Source organism: Deinococcus sp. HSC-46F16, from assembly GCF_024171495.1.
In the GTDB taxonomy this organism is placed as follows: Bacteria; Deinococcota; Deinococci; order Deinococcales; family Deinococcaceae; genus Deinococcus.
The window spans coordinates 1-15,158 of record NZ_JALJZW010000003.1; the positions used below are offsets into that span (position 1 = coordinate 1).

Annotated in this window: 16 protein-coding genes; 6 read left to right on the forward strand and 10 right to left on the reverse strand. The window is 69.5% G+C overall.

Annotation, left to right across the window (positions count from 1 at the left end; translation table 11 throughout):
- Nucleotides 1-220 precede the first annotated feature (220 nt).
- The 3 genes from L1280_RS07665 to L1280_RS07675 form a co-directional block, all read right to left on the reverse strand.
- Nucleotides 221-1,708 (reverse strand): tripartite tricarboxylate transporter permease, encoded by a 1,488-nt coding sequence (locus tag L1280_RS07665; protein ID WP_253581512.1) that lies wholly within the window; start codon nt 1,706-1,708, stop codon nt 221-223.
- Nucleotides 1,709-2,221, reverse strand: coding sequence for a tripartite tricarboxylate transporter TctB family protein (locus L1280_RS07670; protein ID WP_253581513.1), 513 nt, complete (start codon nt 2,219-2,221; stop codon nt 1,709-1,711).
- Between the two features lie 66 nt (nt 2,222-2,287).
- Nucleotides 2,288-3,235 (reverse strand): tripartite tricarboxylate transporter substrate binding protein, encoded by a 948-nt coding sequence (locus tag L1280_RS07675; protein WP_253581514.1) that lies wholly within the window; start codon nt 3,233-3,235, stop codon nt 2,288-2,290.
- A gap of 296 nt (nt 3,236-3,531) precedes the next feature.
- Between L1280_RS07675 and L1280_RS07680 the strand changes: the two genes are divergently transcribed.
- Together L1280_RS07680 and L1280_RS07685 are read left to right on the forward strand one after the other, a co-directional pair.
- Nucleotides 3,532-5,043, forward strand: coding sequence for a sensor histidine kinase (locus L1280_RS07680; protein ID WP_253581841.1), 1,512 nt, complete (start codon nt 3,532-3,534; stop codon nt 5,041-5,043).
- Nucleotides 5,040-5,735: a response regulator gene (locus L1280_RS07685; RefSeq protein ID WP_253581515.1), complete on the forward strand. Its 696-nt coding sequence runs from the start codon at nt 5,040-5,042 to the stop codon at nt 5,733-5,735. Before L1280_RS07680 ends, L1280_RS07685 begins: the two co-directional genes overlap by 4 nt.
- A 392-nt stretch (nt 5,736-6,127) precedes the next feature.
- On the opposite strand, the gene L1280_RS15810 is transcribed toward L1280_RS07685, so the two are convergent.
- From L1280_RS15810 to L1280_RS15820, 6 genes are all read right to left on the reverse strand, one after another.
- Nucleotides 6,128-6,307 (reverse strand): recombinase family protein, encoded by a 180-nt coding sequence (locus tag L1280_RS15810; RefSeq protein ID WP_371922902.1) that lies wholly within the window; start codon nt 6,305-6,307, stop codon nt 6,128-6,130.
- A gap of 95 nt (nt 6,308-6,402) precedes the next feature.
- The gene (locus L1280_RS07690; RefSeq protein ID WP_253581516.1) at nt 6,403-6,774 is read right to left on the reverse strand and encodes a type II toxin-antitoxin system PemK/MazF family toxin; all 372 of its coding nucleotides are present in this window, start codon (nt 6,772-6,774) and stop codon (nt 6,403-6,405) included.
- Nucleotides 6,771-7,055, reverse strand: coding sequence for a hypothetical protein (locus L1280_RS07695; RefSeq protein ID WP_371922893.1), 285 nt, complete (start codon nt 7,053-7,055; stop codon nt 6,771-6,773). The genes L1280_RS07690 and L1280_RS07695 overlap by 4 nt, the downstream gene beginning before the upstream one ends.
- A gap of 50 nt (nt 7,056-7,105) precedes the next feature.
- On the reverse strand, nt 7,106-7,429 hold the full coding sequence (locus tag L1280_RS15815) for a type IIL restriction-modification enzyme MmeI (protein WP_371922894.1): 324 nt from the start codon (nt 7,427-7,429) through the stop codon (nt 7,106-7,108).
- A 444-nt stretch (nt 7,430-7,873) separates the two neighbouring features.
- Nucleotides 7,874-8,863, reverse strand: a complete 990-nt coding sequence (locus L1280_RS07700) for a phosphotransferase (RefSeq protein ID WP_253581517.1) — start codon at nt 8,861-8,863, stop codon at nt 7,874-7,876.
- Nucleotides 8,864-9,053: 190 nt separating this feature from the next.
- On the reverse strand, nt 9,054-9,407 hold the full coding sequence (locus L1280_RS15820) for an excalibur calcium-binding domain-containing protein (protein WP_371922895.1): 354 nt from the start codon (nt 9,405-9,407) through the stop codon (nt 9,054-9,056).
- Nucleotides 9,408-9,516: 109 nt separating this feature from the next.
- Between L1280_RS15820 and L1280_RS07710 the strand changes: the two genes are divergently transcribed.
- The 4 genes from L1280_RS07710 to L1280_RS07725 all read left to right on the forward strand — a co-directional run bounded on the left by L1280_RS07710 (nt 9,517) and on the right by L1280_RS07725 (nt 13,174).
- On the forward strand, nt 9,517-9,960 hold the full coding sequence (locus tag L1280_RS07710) for a DUF4397 domain-containing protein (RefSeq protein ID WP_253581518.1): 444 nt from the start codon (nt 9,517-9,519) through the stop codon (nt 9,958-9,960).
- A 259-nt stretch (nt 9,961-10,219) separates the two neighbouring features.
- Nucleotides 10,220-10,960 carry a hypothetical protein gene (locus L1280_RS07715; RefSeq protein ID WP_253581519.1) on the forward strand — a complete coding sequence of 247 codons (741 nt, stop codon included), beginning with the start codon at nt 10,220-10,222 and terminating at the stop codon, nt 10,958-10,960.
- A gap of 166 nt (nt 10,961-11,126) precedes the next feature.
- Nucleotides 11,127-11,810, forward strand: coding sequence for a response regulator transcription factor (locus L1280_RS07720; RefSeq protein WP_253581520.1), 684 nt, complete (start codon nt 11,127-11,129; stop codon nt 11,808-11,810).
- On the forward strand, nt 11,807-13,174 hold the full coding sequence (locus tag L1280_RS07725; RefSeq protein ID WP_253581521.1) for an ATP-binding protein: 1,368 nt from the start codon (nt 11,807-11,809) through the stop codon (nt 13,172-13,174). Before L1280_RS07720 ends, L1280_RS07725 begins: the two co-directional genes overlap by 4 nt.
- Before the next feature lie 154 nt (nt 13,175-13,328).
- On the opposite strand, the gene L1280_RS07730 is transcribed toward L1280_RS07725, so the two are convergent.
- Complete coding sequence (locus L1280_RS07730; RefSeq protein ID WP_253581522.1) at nt 13,329-15,146, reverse strand: PTS fructose-like transporter subunit IIB; 1,818 nt, start codon at nt 15,144-15,146, stop codon at nt 13,329-13,331.
- Between the last annotated feature and the right edge of the window lie 12 nt (nt 15,147-15,158).

Here is a 15,158-nt window from a genome sequence, read left to right on the forward strand (position 1 = left end):
CCCGGCTGCTGGGCGTGGAGCTGACGCTGCCCGGAGCCGCCGAGGTCGAGCGGCTGGCCGCGCACCTGGAGGCCGCCGGAGTCCCCTTCACGCGGGACGGAAGCGGACTCACCCTGCTCGACCCGGCGGGCAACCGGCTAGGCTTTAGAGCCACGGCATAAACACCCAACAGCGGCGGGCGACCTCACGATCGGGTCGCCCGCCGCTCTGGTTCGCCCGGTCAGGCCGGACGGCTCCGTCCCCGCAGCAGCGCGGGCAGCACCAGCGCTGCCACCACGATCAGCAGAATGGCAGCGGTCAGTGGTTGGCGCACGAAGATGCTGAAGTCGCCGTTGCTCTGTTGCAGGGCGGTGCGGAACTGCGACTCCGCGCTCGGCCCCAGCACCACCCCGATGATGGCGGGCGTGACCGGGAAGGCGAAGCGGCGCATCCCGTAGCCGATCAGCCCGAAAAGGGCCAGCAGCAGCAGGTCGAAGACGCTGTTGTTCAGTGAGTAGACGCCCACCGTCGAGAACACCAGGATGCCCGCGTACAGGAAGGGGCGCGGAATGAGGAGCAGCCGCGCCCACACCGGGGCCAGCGGGAGATTCAGCGCCAGCAGCATCACGTTGCCGATGTACAGCGAGGCGATCAACCCCCACACCAGCTCGGTGTTCGTCACGAAGAGCAGCGGGCCGGGTTGCAGCCCGTACCCCTGAAAGGCTGCCAGCAGGATCGCCGCCGTCGCGCTCGTCGGGAGGCCCAGGGTCAGCAGCGGGACGAGCACGCCCGCCGCCGCCGCGTTGTTGGCGGCTTCCGGCCCGGCGACGCCCTCGATGGCCCCCTGGCCGAATTCCTCTGGATGCTTGGTCAGGCGCCGCTCCAAGCTGTAGCTCAGGAAGGTGGGCACCTCCGCCCCGCCCGCCGGAAGCGCCCCGAAGGGAAAGCCCAGCGCCGTGCCGCGCAGCCAGGGTTTCCAACTGCGCCGCCAGTCCTCGCGCGACATGTGGGCATTGCCCGCCAGCCGGATCACGTCGGCCCCGCCCCGGCGGTAGCGGCTCGCCACGTACAGCGTCTCCCCGATGGCAAAGAGGCCGATCACCACCGTCACGAACTCGATGCCGTCGAGCAGTTCGGGACGGCCCAGGGTGAAGCGGGCCTGCCCACTTTGGAGGTCAGTGCCGATCAGCCCGATGGTCAGCCCGAACAAGAGGCTGATCAATCCGCGCAGAGGGGAGCCGCTGAAGGTCGCGCTGACCGTGATGAACGCCAGCAGGATCAGCGCGAACTTGGCCGCCGGGGGAATCTGCACCGCGATGTCGGCCAGGGCGGGCGCGGCGAAGGTCAGCAGCAGCGTGCCCAGCGTCCCGGCCACGAAGGAGCCGATGGCGGCCGTCGCCAGCGCGGCGGGCGCCCGGCCCCGGCGGGCCATCTTGTTGCCCTCCAGCGCGGTGATGATCGAACTCGACTCGCCCGGCGTGTTCAGCAAGATGCTGGTGGTCGAGCCGCCGAACATCCCGCCGTAGTAGATGCCCGCGAACATGATGAAGGCGCTGACCGGGGGAAGCTGCGCCGTGACGGGCAGCAAGAGCGCCACCGTGAGGGCCGGGCCGATGCCGGGCAGCACCCCCACCAGGGTGCCCAGCGTGACGCCGATCAAGGCCCACAGCAGGTTCAGCGGCGTGAGGGCGGTCCCGAAACCCGCCGCCAGGGCCGTCAGGGCCTCCATCTACAGCACCCCCCGCAGCACCCCGGCAGGCAGGGTCAGCCCCAGGCCCCGCGTGAAGACCAGGTACGTGATCAGCGAGAGGGCCAGCGCGACCCCCACCACGAGGAGCCAGCGCCGCTCACCCAGCGCGGTGGCCACGCTGACATACATCAGGGCCGTGCCGGGCACGAACCCCAGGGAGGGCAGGAGCAGGGCGCCCACCACCAGCCCCCCCAGAATCAGGGCGGGGGGACCCAGACGCACGGGCGCGTCGGGGTCGGTGTCCTCCTCGCTGGCGGGTTCGGCCCGCTCGCCGCGCAGGACGTTCAGCGTGAGGACGGCGCCCAGGACGATCAGGCCCACGCTCACGATCAGGGGGAAGACGCGGGGGCCAACCACCGCGTTGATGCCGAAGGGGATGTGCAGGCTGCCCAGCAGCAGCAGCAGGCCCAGCAGGGTAACCCCCAAGGCGACGAGGAGGTCAGGCAGACTGACCGCCGGGCGGGAGGCCCGGCGGGACGGAGGGGTCGTCATAGGAGGTTCCTCGCAGGATTGGCCGTGGCCGGGACCGCTCAAGCGCGGCAGTCCCGGCCAGGGAGGTCACTTGATCAGCCCGATGTCCCGCAGGATGTTCCGCGCCCGGTTGGCCTCCAGCTTGAGGAACACGTCGAACTTGTTTCCACTGAGGTACAGGTCGGTCCAGTTGCGTTCCTTGAGGATGTCCTTCCAGGCCTTGCTGGCGTGCAGACGGTCCATCGCGGCAACCAGCGCGGCCTTCTCCGAGGCGCTGATGCCGGGGGGTGCCACGATCCCGCGCCAGTTGGCGAGTTCCACGTTCAGGCCCTGCTCCTTGAAGGTGGGGGCCGAGATGCCCGCCTGGCGCTTGGGCGCACTGATGCCCAGCAGGCGCAGGCGCCCAGCCTTGATCTGGGCCTCGAACTCGCCGTAACCCGCCACGCCCGCCGCAACCTGGTTGCCCAGCAGGGCGGCCAGGGCCTCGCCCCCGCCGCTGAAGGGCACGTAGTTCATCTTGCGGGGGTCCACGCCCGCCGCCTGGGCGAGCAGGCCGACCAGCATGTGGTCGGTGCCCCCAGCGCTCCCGCCCGCGAAGGCGACCGCGCCGGGATTGGCCTTCCAGGCCGCCGTCAGGTCACGCATGGTGCGGTAGGGGCTGGCGGCGGGCACCACGACCACCTCGTATTCCCCGGTGAGCCGCGCGATGGGCGTGACCCGCGACAGGTCCACCCGGCTGGCGTTGGTCTGCACCGCCCCCACCATCACCAGGCCCATCGTCATCAGCAGCTTGTCGTCCCCCCGCGCGTTGTAAAGCTGCGCCAGGCCGATGGTGCCGCCCGCTCCCGGCACGTTGTACACCTGCACGGGCCGCACGATCCCCTGATTTTGCAGCACGGTCTGGATGGCGCGGGAGGTCTGGTCCCACCCGCCCCCCGGACTGGCCGGGGCCATGATTCGCAGGCCCGAAAGCGACTGGGCCGCCGTGAGCGGCGCGAGGGACAGGAGCAGCGCCAGCGAAAGCACTTTCTTCATGGACAACCTCCGTGAGGGCGCGAGTCAGGCCCGGCCTGACCCTCTCCCCACTTGGAACTGTTTCGACTCCTGCAGCGTACTCTCCTTCCCCCGGCTTGGCAAGGTTTTTGACGTGTGAAACGACTTTTTTCATGCACGGAACGCACAGTGGTGCACGAAATGCACGAAAGGGTTCCTCCCGGCGGGGGGCCTAGAATGGGTGGACCACCGTGAACCGTTTTGCTGCCCGCCTGGCCCTGCCCCCGTCCGGCTTGCAGGGGCGTCTGGTGCGCCTGCACTTGCTGGTGCTGTGCGCGATGACCCTGCTGCTGGTGGGGGTGCAGACCTCCTACCTGTACGGTCAGGCCCGGCAGCAACTGGGGGAACGGGCGCTGACCGCCAGCCGCCTGGTGGCCGGGCTGCCCAACGTGATCCGGGGCGCCGAGCGGGGACAGCAGGACCCGGCCCTGAACGCGGCGGTAGAAGTCTTGCGATCGGCGGCGGGAGCCGACTTCATCGTGGTGGGCAACCGTCAGGGCATCCGGCTGGCCCATCCGGTCCAGGAGCGGCTGGGGCGGCCGATGGAGGGAGGGGACAACGCCGCGCCGCTGGCGGGCCGCGAGGGGGTCAGCGTGGCGCGGGGCAGCCTGGGCCTGAGCGTGCGCGGCAAGGTGCCGATCTGGGCTGGGGGCACGCCGGGCGGGCAGGTCGTGGGGGTGGTCAGCACCGGCTACCTGATGCCGCAGGCGTGGTCGCTGGTGCGGCAGGCCCTGCGGAGCCTGGCCCCCTGGGTGCTGCTGGCGCTGGCGCTGGGGCTGGCAGGCGCGGTCTGGGCCGCCCGCACCCTCCGCGCCCAGATCCTGAACCTCGAACCCGAGCAGATCGCCGCGCTGGTGGGGCAGCAGCGGGCGGTGCTGGCGGCGCTGCGCGAGGGAGTGATCGCCGTGGACGCCACGGGCGCCCTCACCCTGGCGAGCGAGCGGGCGGCCGAGGCGCTGGGCCGCCCCCCGCTGCCGTCCCCGCTGAAGGGGGTCTGGGCCGAACTCTGGGCGCACCTGCGCGGCACGGGCGGCGCCCGGCAGCAGAACGTGGAACTCACCCTGTGCGGGCAGCCGGTGCTGGTGAATGTCGAGCCGCTGGAGCGCGGCGGGGTGGTCGCCAGCTTCCGGGACCGCGCCGAGGCCCTCGCGCTGGCCGACGAGCTGACGCACGCCCGCGGCTTCGTGGACGTGCTGCGGGCACAGACCCACGAGTACCAGAACCGCCTGCATGTGTTGTCTGGCCTGTTGCAACTCGGCCGCCCGGACGAGGCGCGGCGGGTCCTCGACTCGGAAATCGAGCAGGGAGCGCAGTTCCGGCAACTCCTGCGCGACATCCAGGTGCCCCGGCTGGTCGCGCTGCTGGCGGGCAAGCGCGAGCGGGCGCAGGAACTGGGCGTCACCTTCGAGGTCGTGCCCGGCAGCAGCCTCTCGGCCGCCTGGGAGCGGCACGCCGACCTGCTGGTGACGGCGGTGGGCAACCTCACCGACAACGCCTTCGAGGCGCTGGGGGGCCGCCCCGGCACCGTGCGGGTTTCGGTGGGCGAGGACCCCGAGGGCGCCCAGATCGAGGTCGAGGACTCCGGCCCCGGCGTGCGGGACGACCTCGCCGCCCGGCTCTTCCTGCGGGGGGCGAGCAGCAAGGGCGAGGGCCGGGGCTACGGGCTGGCGGGCGTCCACGCCCGCGTGGCGGCCCTGGGCGGTGAGATCCGGCACACCCGCCGGGCCGGGCACACCGTGTTTCAGGTCGACCTGCCGCCCCCCCGCCTGACCCCCCGGGAGACGCCGTGACCCCGGTGCGGGTCCTGCTCGTCGAGGACGACCTGCGGGTGGCGCGGGTGAACCGGGACCTGCTGGAGCGTGATCCCGGCGTGCATGTCGTCGGGAGCGCCGTCACACTGGCGCAGGCCCGGGCGCTGGTGACCGCCCTGTCGCCCGACCTGATCCTGCTCGACGTGCACCTGCCGGACGGCAGCGGCCTGCGCCTCTTGCAGGAGTGGCGGGCCGGGGGCCTGACGACCGACGTGGCGCTGATCACGGCCGCCGACGACGAGGCCTCGGTGCGCCTTGCCCTGGCCGGGGGCGCCTTCGACTACCTGATCAAGCCCTTCACGGGAGCGCGGCTGGCCGAGGTGGTCGCCCGGCACCGGACCCGCCGCCTGCCGCCGGGCACGCTGGAGCAGGCGCAGCTCGACCGGCTGCTGGGAGGCGGGCGGGGAACGCCCGAGCCCCTGCCGCGCGGCATCGACCCGCACACCCTGGAGCGGGTCTCAGGGGTGCTGGGTGGGTCCGACTCGCCCCTCAGCGCGGAGGAGGTGGGCGACCGGACCCAGCTCTCGCGGGTCACGGCCTGGCGGTACCTGGAATTCCTGGTTCGCCAGGGCCGCGCCCGGCTGGAGCACCAGTACGGCCTGGGGGGCCGCCCCGCCAAGCTCTACCGCGCCGCGTCACCGCCGGTCCCCGGGGAGCGGGCACCAGGGTAAAGGCCGGTTCCCCAGGCCGCTTCCGTCCGGCAACTCTGGGGCCACGGCCCCAGCGGCACAGACCCCGGCGGTGGTTTAAGAAAGTTGCTACCAGGTGCAGAGTGAAGGGATTGCACAAGCGAGCGGGAAGAAAGTACCGCTTTCGAGCAGTGGCGGCAGTTTCTGGATGGCTACGGTCTCCTCATTCGGGGCATAGGAGGGTAAAAATCAAACTGCAGAACCCGAAGGACGAACGCCACCCGCGTCCTCGGCCCTCCTTAAAATTGTCCCACGGACAGAGCAAGGCTGTTTGGGAGGGCGATTTTTCTACGCCGTTCAGGGCCTGCGAAGAGGCTGGGGAACCTCGTCCAGCACGGCGAGGAACACAGTCACAAGTCTTTGATCTGTGCTTCTCATGCAATTGTGTCAGGCGGATTCAACTTCTGTCTGCCCAGGACACGTTTCACTTGCACCGCATTCCAAGGCCCACCCTGACGGGTTTGGACGCCACAGGCCTCGAGTTGAGCGGCCACGGCCCGGAGGCTCAAACCTTGACCACGAAGGGCGCTTGCGTGAGCCGCGGCGGTGCGCATACCGGCGTTTTTGAGCTGGAACAAGAATTGTGGACCGTGTCCTCGTCACACCAATTGACGTTGGTGAGACGCCCGGCCGCGCCGATCTGGTCCCTTCAAAGGTCGAAGATCAACCGCACGGCCGCCCGAACCGGGGCGTAGTCCTCCGGCGCCAGGGTGCCCAGGTAGCGGAACACCCGTGAAGCGTCGAGGGCACGGGTCTGGTCCACCAGGGCCACCGAGTTCACCCGCAGGCCACCAACTCCGGCCCGCAGGACCGGGCAGAGGTCGGGGGCGGCCGTCACCCACGCCTGCCCCCGAAAAGTCGTGGCCGGGGCCAGCATCAACACTGGGAAGCGGGGCCGTCCCGCATTCGTGGGCAACCCCACCAGAACGGCGGGCCGGGAGCCTTCCTGCTCGTGTCCGCTGGGGTCGTGCTCGGGGAAGTCCGCCACGAACACCGCGCCGGGCGTCAGGGCCGCCGTCACTCGCCACCAATGACGAGTTCACCGTCAAGCCCCACCCGCACCGGCTCGCCCAGGGAGTAGGGATCTGCACCGCCCCAGTCATAGGCCCCGAACTCCCCCAGGTGTGAGGCGTCCCCGTCCAGCCACGCCCGCGCCTCACGGTCAGGCCCCGGCACCGTGACGGCCGTCAGCAGGTCGGCCGGGCCGACTGGCTTGCCGGTCAGTTCCTCCAGCGTGCTCATCACCGCTCCCAAGGTGCCCAGGTCTACACGGCTCGCTTCGCCCCGCGCCAGGGCGTACACGGTGCGCTCACTGACCCGCCCACGCGCTGCCTGGGCCAGGCGGTAGGCGCTCAGGCCATGCGCGGCCAGGTAGTGCCGGAGGGTGAACTGGACCGTTCGTATACTGGCAACATCTTACCAGGAACGGGGCCTGCTCTTCTCAGGCGTGAGGACGGTGATGCCTGAGCGCTCGCCCCCTTTCGGCGGGCCTTGGCAGGCTTCGTCTGACTCTCCAAAGTGGGCACGAGCTGCTGGTACTGGGCCAGCAGTACGCCCAGGTGCTGGGCCTTGGTGCTGCCTGCCTTGAGGCCATATAGAGGTTCCACGGCGCGGTCGAGGACGTTGTGAGGGGTGCGGAGGTCACACCCCCTTCTCTCATCAGATCCCTCAGCCATCCGGCGCAGCTCCAGTGGGCAACTGGGCAGATGTGCGGCACGACCGTTCCGCGCACCCTAGGAACAGCCGCTGAGCGAGGATGCCCACCGGCCAAGGAGCGCGCCGTGAGCTACGTTGATTTTTCAAGGGACCGTGCTGAACAACTCCGCGCTGAAGCCCAGCACTGCCGGGACATCCGGGCGACTTGCCTGGAGACGAGCGGGAGTTCACTGACAACTCTTCTGAAGCTGATCTTCTGGGGTTGAATGACGAGGGTGCAGAGGGCGTGGACTCTTTCTGCGAACAGGGAGGTCACTCTCCACCGCTCAACGCTCTGTGGGTATGAATCGTCGTGTTGACAGACATTGATGTAGTCCGTCGCGTGCTTCGCGAGCTGGAGGTCCAAGGGCTTCATGCGAATCAGGACCCTCCCGAAGCCGCGACGGACTCATTCCCCAGTCAGTTCAGGACCGCTCTTCTGGAGAGGTTCCGCTGCCGACGTCCAGCCATCCCTGAACCTGGGTCCGGATCCGTTCGAGCCCCTTCTCCGGGAGGGTGGGTGGTCCCCACGCCCCGGTGTAGAGCATCGCGAGAAAGTCTCCCGGATCCCACAGTTCCCGAACCCGGGCCAGCAGCGGCAGGGCCTCTTCCTCCTCTGCACTGAAGGGGCGGACGGAGCGGTACGCCTCCAGAAGGGCCGCCCACGGTCCATCCGGGAGACTCATCCTCAACACCGCCAGGTCATAGGCCCGCCAGCCTTGCCCTCCATGGTCGAAGTCGAACACTGTGCATCGGCCCTGCTCCACCCGCAGGTTTCCCGTGTGCAGGTCCCCGTGAATGAACCCGAACGCTCCCTGGGCACGGGGAAGGTTCCGGAGGCCAGCCTTCAGGGTCTTCCCGTAAGCTTCCAGGCCGTCGGCGTCCGGTCCTAGGGCGCGGCGCAGGGCAGCGATGGGGCGGTCGACGAGGAACTCTTCATCCAGGGTGTAGCGGCCTTGCCCGAGGTTTCGCTCGTCTGCCACCAGGTGGAGCTGGGCCAGGGTCGTGCCCAGGTCCCTGGCCGCCGTCTCCGTGAAGTCCCGCCCGTGCCGTTCCTCGCCGTGGGCATAGGTGAAGAGGGCGAGGGGACGGCGCTGTCCATCCGTGTCCAGCACCTTGAGGAGAGCCCCATGCCGGTCGGGCACCGGGGCGCTGACCGGGAGGCCCTCCGTGGCAAAGACGTTCAAGGCGTCGACCTCTGCCTGAAAGTCGCTCGGGCTCCGGATGTAGGGTTTGTCCGGCAGGTAGACGCGCAGGATAAAGCGGGCCGCACCGGCCGTGACCTCGTAGTGGTCGTTGAAACCGCGGCGCAACCAGGCCAGACTCACCGGGCCAGGCAGGTCATAGGTGGTGATGACCTCTTCCAGCAGCGCGAGCGGCACCGCTGGGGGCGTGGCCCCGGGAGACAGACTCACCGGTGCTCCAGCAGAGACAGGGACATGGCCCACTGTACCGTGGCCTCCCCTCACGCCAACCCACCGTCCTTTCGGTGCTGGTCGAGATGGATACGGAACGCGTGACAGCCAAGCCTCTGCCCGCCGCGAACCTTCCCGGGAGCGCAGACAGCGAGCCCAGCCCCGTTGTCCACCAGCAACAACTCTTGCTTCACTCGCACCCCACCCCATCGCGGTCAAAGTGCCGCCCATACCCCGGCTGCCCCACCCGCACCGGGGCCATTCCCGCCGCACGGGCGGCCGCACAGTTCGGGCAATACATGCTCGACGGTGGAGGCGTGACGGGCGCAGGAGCCGGTTGGGGTCTGGGAGTCGGCGTCGCACCCCCGCGTCCTCCGCACAAGGCTGCCTGCCCGGTCACCTCTGCCGAGCCGGGTGCTCGCAGGGGTGGCAGGTTGTCGTCCTCAGCGACGTGGAAGCACGCCATCAGTGGCTCGGATCTCCTCAGGAGAAGCTGACAAGTTCCTAACACGTCATGCCCGGGCTCTGAACACCCCTTCCGCATACTCCACCCGTGAGCGAAGGAAGGACAAGGACGGCCTTTTCTTCACTGCCACTTCCAGCCGCCGTCCACACCTCCCCCGGTGCCCTGGCACCCGAAAGGAAAATCTCTGATGCGTACTCCCAAGTTTCTGAAGTCCCTGCTGCTGTCCACCCTCCTGACCGCCGCCGTGGTGACGCCCGCGGCTTCGGCCACGCCTGCCTACTTCTCCAATCAGTCTGGTCAGAGCGGTGTGGTGGACGTCTACGTGGACGGACGGCTGGTCTTCGACAACGTCTTTCCCAACTCGGTGATGATGTTTCCCCGTGACCTTACTTCCGGGACCCACCAGGTCGTCGTGACCCCCTTCTTCCTATCTCCTGGGGAGCAGGACATCCTGCACACGGCGGTCACGATCGCAGAAAACGGCACCTACACCCTGCTGCTGGGTGAGGTCGAGGATGAATTGGGCCGGTCCTCGCTGGACATCTCGGTCTACAGTGGCGACGTGCAGAGTGGTGCATCTCAGGAGGCGTGGAGCAGCCAAGACACCGATATCGAAGCCGCGGGGATGTGAGCTGACCTCCCACACGCAGCGCGGCACCTCGCGAAGCATGTCCCCTCCATCCAGAAGCCGAATGCTCGGCTTCTGGATTTTTGCGGATGCCTGTTGGGAACCGTCGCTCGCCGCTGGCGGCCAGGTGCCCCGCGGACGGTCTGCCCCGCTCCCGGTACTCCGGCTCACAAGTTCTGAACATCTCCTGCCTCTCGCCTGAACACCCCACTTCCATACTTCCCGGCAGGTGAGCCCAGTGCCCACCTAAGGAGACCCAACCATGCGTAATCGACTGAACCTGTTGACCCCTGTCCTCGCCGCCGCCGTCCTCGTCAGCAGTGCCCTTGCCGCTCCGGGCAGCGCCAATGCTGGACCCCGCACCACGGCCCCCGCGACGGCCGGGCAGCGGACGCCAACCACTCAGACCCAGGCCCCCCAGGTGACCTACTACCGGGGCGACCCGCTTCAAGGCGGTCAGCGGCTGGGCACCACGTCGGTGACCACCCCGCGCGGCGACCTCTTCCAGAATGCTCCCGCCGGCGCCACACACGCGGTGGTCACGACGCCCACCGGTCAGCGGGTGGTGGCCCTTCAGGATGCCCGGAACCGGCCCCAGGCAGGTCAGGAACATGACGGCAACCGGGGAACGCGGGACGCGCAAAATGGGAATGCCGACCGGACCCAGCGTGCCGCTCCGTCCCGTGACCGCGCCGTTGAGCCGCGGACGGGCAACCAGGCCGCCGCGCCGCAACCCCGCAGCGACCTGGACGTGTTGAGCCGTGCCCTTCAGGGCGCCAGCCGGGTGACCTTCTACACCGCCGATCCGCTGAACGGGGGGCGGGTGATCCAGAGCATCACGCTGTCTGGTAACGCTGGGGCTCCGCAGGCGGCCCTGACCCAGGCGGCACAGGCGGCAAAGTTCGCGGTTGTCGAGCGCAATGGAACACGGGAGGTCGTGGATCTCAGCGCCGCTGCTGCCCAACCCGAGCAGGCCGCCCCGCGGGGCCCGCAGCGCCGGTAACCCGATGTGAGGGCGTGGAAGCCGGGTGCAGCGTCCCACTTCCACGCCCTTTGTGCCGCGGCAGGATACCCATGGCCACACGGAGAAGAGATTCCTCTATGGCAGATTGCAGCATGGTTACGCCCTTCCCCTGGATCACCGTGTTTCCCTGCTGTGAGGCCCGGAGATGAAAAACATCCTGATCGTGGAGGACAACCCCGGTGTGCGGGACATGGTGCGCGAGTACCTCACCGAGCACGGGTATCAGGTCCGGGTGGCCTCGAATGGCGCCGAGGGGCTGCTCGAGGCCAGGCACCACCGGCCCGACCTGGTGCTCCTCGACGTCATGATGCCCGGCATGGATGGCCTGGAATTCTTGCGCCGCTTCCGGGCCACCGAGGGGGTGCCGGTCATCTTTCTGACGGCCAAGGACACGGAACTCGACAAGGTGCTGGGGCTGGAGCTGGGGGCCGACGACTACGTCACCAAGCCCTTTTCCATGGCCGAATTGCTCGCACGCGTCCGGGCGCACCTGCGCCGCAGCCAGGAGACTCCGGCGGGTACGGTCCTGCGGGCTGGGGAACTCGAACTCGACGCCACATCGCGCCTCTTTCACGTTCGGGGCCAGCGGGCAGAGCTGACCCGCTCGGAGTTCGAGTTGATGACGGCCTTTCTGCGGGCGCCAGGCCGAGTCTTTTCGCGGAGCGAGCTGCTGGAACAATTGCAGGAAGAAGCCCTTGGGTCCGAGCGCACCATCGACGTACATGTGCGGAACCTGCGCACCAAAATCGAGGAGCAGCCGGGACAGCCCCGGATCATCGAGACGGTGTTCGGCGTGGGCTACCGCCTGAATCCTGGGCCGGAGCGGTGAAACGGCCCTTCTGGCAGACCCTGGCGTGGCGCCTGACACTGGCCTTCGTGCTGGTCAGTGCGGTCACGCTGGGGACGGTCGGCCTGATTTCAGCGGCGACCACGCGCTCGGAATTCAATGCCCTGCTCGGAGCGCAGGCCCGCGAGGCGCTGGCTGCGGAGGTGCAGGCGTACGTGCGGGAGAGCGGCACCGTGAGCGGCTTCCGGCCTACACCTCCTGCCCGGCAGGACGGGGAGAACGGGCCACCCCAGCCGGGACCGGGGAACGGCAACCGGGAAGTGCGCAGTCCTTGGCTCGTGCTGGATCCCCAGCGACGGGCGGTGTTCCCCACGCGGGACGTCCCGCAGGGCGGCCAAGTTTCGGGGCGTCCCGAAACCCCCGTGACCCTGAACGGCGAGGTGGTGGCCTACGTGGTGCCCTCGGGGATGGGCCTGACCCCAGACCGGCGCGGGGAGGAATTCCTGGCGCGAACAGTCAGCGCCATCGGCTGGGCCATGCTGGGCGCCACCCTGCTTGCGGCCGCAATGGGCCTGCTGCTCTCCCGCACCCTGTTGCGACCCCTGCGCGAACTGCTGGGGGGCATCCGGACCCTGCAACGTGGGCAGGAACCTGCCCCCATGCGGGTGGCCCGCCGGGACGAGTTCGGGGAAGTTCTCACCGCTTTCGGAGAGATGCACCGGGAGGTCGTGCGTCAGCAGCAGGCCCGGCGGCAACTGACTGCCGACATCGCCCACGACCTCAACACGCCGCTGTCGGTGATCGCTGGAACGCTGGAAGCCATTCTGGACGGCACCTTCAAGCCGACCCCCGAACGTCTGGGGCGGCTACACCGCGAGACCCAGCATGTGGCGCAACTGGTCAATGACCTGCGCTTCCTGTCCCTGGCCGACGCGGGCGAGTTGCCGATTCACCGGCAGCCGACTGACCTGGGCGAGGTCATCACCGAGGCCGTTGGCAATGTCCGGGAGGTGGCGGCCCAGAAGGGCGTGGCGTTGCGGGCCGCCGTGCCAAGCGTGACCCTGACCGCCGACCTGGACCGCGTGCGCATCCGGCAGGTCATCCACAACCTGCTGAACAACGCCCTGGCCCACACGCCCCCCGGAGGTGAGGTCACCGTCCAAGCCCAGGCAGGACCTCAAGGCCTGCGGGTCACCGTGCAGGACACCGGGAGCGGGATCGCCCCGGAGCATCTGCCGCACGTGTTCGGCCGCCTGTACCGGGCCGATCCCTCCCGCAGCGTGGGCGGCAGCGGCCTGGGCCTGAGCATCTGCAAGTCCATCGTGGAAGCGCACGGCGGGCACATCGAGCTCAGCAGCGCACCTGACCAGGGCACGGCGGTGACCTTCACGGTGCCGCTGACCTAGTCCGGATCCCCGACCAGTCCGCGGCACGAGCCCCTCACGCGCTGACGCCAGTCCCGTACTGGACCAAGCTTCCTGGCCGTGCCTTGCCTAAGAGCGAATCACCCTGCCGGCAATTGACAGGGTGACTCTTCAGCGTGCCGTCGCGCAGTCGCGTTCAGTCGGCCGCGGGGTTGGTGATGGGCGGCGCGACGTCGGCCGCTGGCGCCGCCACCGGGCGCTTGAGCACGCCCAGCAGCAGGGTACTCACGGCCGTCCCGGTCAGGATGGCGACCACGTACATGGGCAGGTTGGTCACGGCGTTGGGAATGAACAGCACGAAGATGCCCCCGTGAGGCGCCCGCAGCAGGCATCCGGTCGCCATGCTGATCGCTCCGGCGACCGCCGACCCGGCCATCAGCGACGGGATGACGCGCAGGGGGTCACGGGCCGCGAAAGGAATGGCCCCCTCCGTGATGAAGGAGATGCCCAGGACACCGGCGGCCTTGCCAGCCTCACGCTCGTCGGCGGTGAAGCGGTTCTTGAACAGCAGCGTGGCGAAGAAGAGGGCCAGCGGCGGCGTCATCCCGGCGGCCATCGCGGCGGCAATGGGCCCGTAGACCTCGGACCCCAGCAGCCCCGTGGAGAAGGTGTACGCCGCCTTGTTGATCGGCCCCCCCATGTCAAAGGCCATCATCCCGCCGATCACGGCGCCCAGAACACCTGCCGAGGCGTCCCCCAGGCCGCGCAGCCAGTTCGTCGCGGCCGTGAGGGCCGCCGCGACCGGGCGGCCCACCACATAGACCATCAGCAGGCCCGTGATCGCCGTGCCCAGCAGCGGGAGCAGCAGCGTGGGCTTGAGGCCCTCCAGGGTGCGGGGCAGCCGGATGCCCCGGTTGAGCGTGCGGGTGACGTATCCCGCCAGAAAGCCCGCGATCATGCCCCCCAGAAACCCGCTGCCGCCCGTCGCGGCGAGCAGGCCGCCGACCATGCCGGGCGCGAGTCCGGGGCGGTCCGCGATGGAGTAGGCGATATACCCGGCCAGCACCGGGATAAAGAGGCCGAAGGCCCCTGTGCCGCCCCCGATCTGGCTCAGCGCCGCCCCGAAGGTGCCCGGTGCCGGGTTGATGCCCCCGAAGGCAAAGGCCAGTGCGATCAGGAGGCCGCCCGCCACCACGAAGGGCAGCATGTGCGACACCCCCGTCATCAGGTGCTTGTAGGCGCTCGGGACCCCGGCGTTCTTGGCGGCCTTGGCCGCGCTCGCCTGCGCCACGAAGTCCGTGCCGCCCTGCGCTCCCGCGACCGCCACGCCCGCCGCCGCGCCATACACCGGGGCTTCCGCCAGTGCCCGTTGCACCACGGCCTGCCCGTTTTGGATGGCGGGTTTGGTGCCTGTCTGGTACACCCGCTTGCCCTGGAAGCGCGAGAGGTCCACGTTGGTGTCCGCGGCGATCACCACCAGGTCGGCGTCCGCGATGTCCTGCGCGGTGAGCGCGTTGCCCGCCCCCACGCTGCCCTGCGTCTCCACCTTGACCCGGTGGCCCAGGGCCTTCGCGCCGTTCTCCAGGCCCTCGGCCGCCATGAAGGTGTGGGCAATCCCCGTGGGGCAGGCCGTGATGCCGACGATGCTGAGGGGGCGGGCGGCCCCGGGCGTGGGGGCACTCACGGCGGGCGCAGCGGAGGGCAGGGTGGTCCCCGTCCCGGCGGCTTGCTCGACGAGCGCCGCCGCCCCCCGGATGGCTTCTCCGGTCGTCGCGCGAATGAGGCGCTTGCCAGCGAAGCGGGCCTCGTCGACCGCCACGTCGGCGGCGAGAATCACCCCGTCGGCGGCGGCGATGTCGGCAGGCGTCAGGGTGCCTTCGGCGCCCACGCTGCCCTGCGTCTCCACGCGCAGGGTGTGTCCCGCCGCCTGCGCGGCGCGGCGCAGGGCTTCGGCGGCCATGAAGGTATGGGCGATCCCGGTCGGGCAGGCGGTGACGGCTACCAAGTGGGCCATGTGCGGGTCTCC

What these genes read in the sequence shown, in the direction of transcription:
- L1280_RS07665 (WP_253581512.1), bottom strand. Translation starts at nt 1,708, where the DNA reads ATGGAGGCCCTGACGGCCCTGGCGGCGGGTTTCGGGACCGCCCTCACG.
- L1280_RS07730 (WP_253581522.1), bottom strand. Translation starts at nt 15,146, where the DNA reads ATGGCCCACTTGGTAGCCGTCACCGCCTGCCCGACCGGGATCGCCCAT.
- L1280_RS07710 (WP_253581518.1), top strand. Translation starts at nt 9,517, where the DNA reads ATGCGTACTCCCAAGTTTCTGAAGTCCCTGCTGCTGTCCACCCTCCTG.
- L1280_RS07670 (WP_253581513.1), bottom strand. Translation starts at nt 2,221, where the DNA reads ATGACGACCCCTCCGTCCCGCCGGGCCTCCCGCCCGGCGGTCAGTCTG.
- L1280_RS15810 (WP_371922902.1), bottom strand. Translation starts at nt 6,307, where the DNA reads ATGCGCACCGCCGCGGCTCACGCAAGCGCCCTTCGTGGTCAAGGTTTG.
- L1280_RS07680 (WP_253581841.1), top strand. Translation starts at nt 3,532, where the DNA reads ATGACCCTGCTGCTGGTGGGGGTGCAGACCTCCTACCTGTACGGTCAG.
- L1280_RS15815 (WP_371922894.1), bottom strand. Translation starts at nt 7,429, where the DNA reads ATGGCTGAGGGATCTGATGAGAGAAGGGGGTGTGACCTCCGCACCCCT.
- L1280_RS07715 (WP_253581519.1), top strand. Translation starts at nt 10,220, where the DNA reads ATGCGTAATCGACTGAACCTGTTGACCCCTGTCCTCGCCGCCGCCGTC.
- L1280_RS15820 (WP_371922895.1), bottom strand. Translation starts at nt 9,407, where the DNA reads ATGCGGAAGGGGTGTTCAGAGCCCGGGCATGACGTGTTAGGAACTTGT.
- L1280_RS07675 (WP_253581514.1), bottom strand. Translation starts at nt 3,235, where the DNA reads ATGAAGAAAGTGCTTTCGCTGGCGCTGCTCCTGTCCCTCGCGCCGCTC.
- L1280_RS07720 (WP_253581520.1), top strand. Translation starts at nt 11,127, where the DNA reads ATGAAAAACATCCTGATCGTGGAGGACAACCCCGGTGTGCGGGACATG.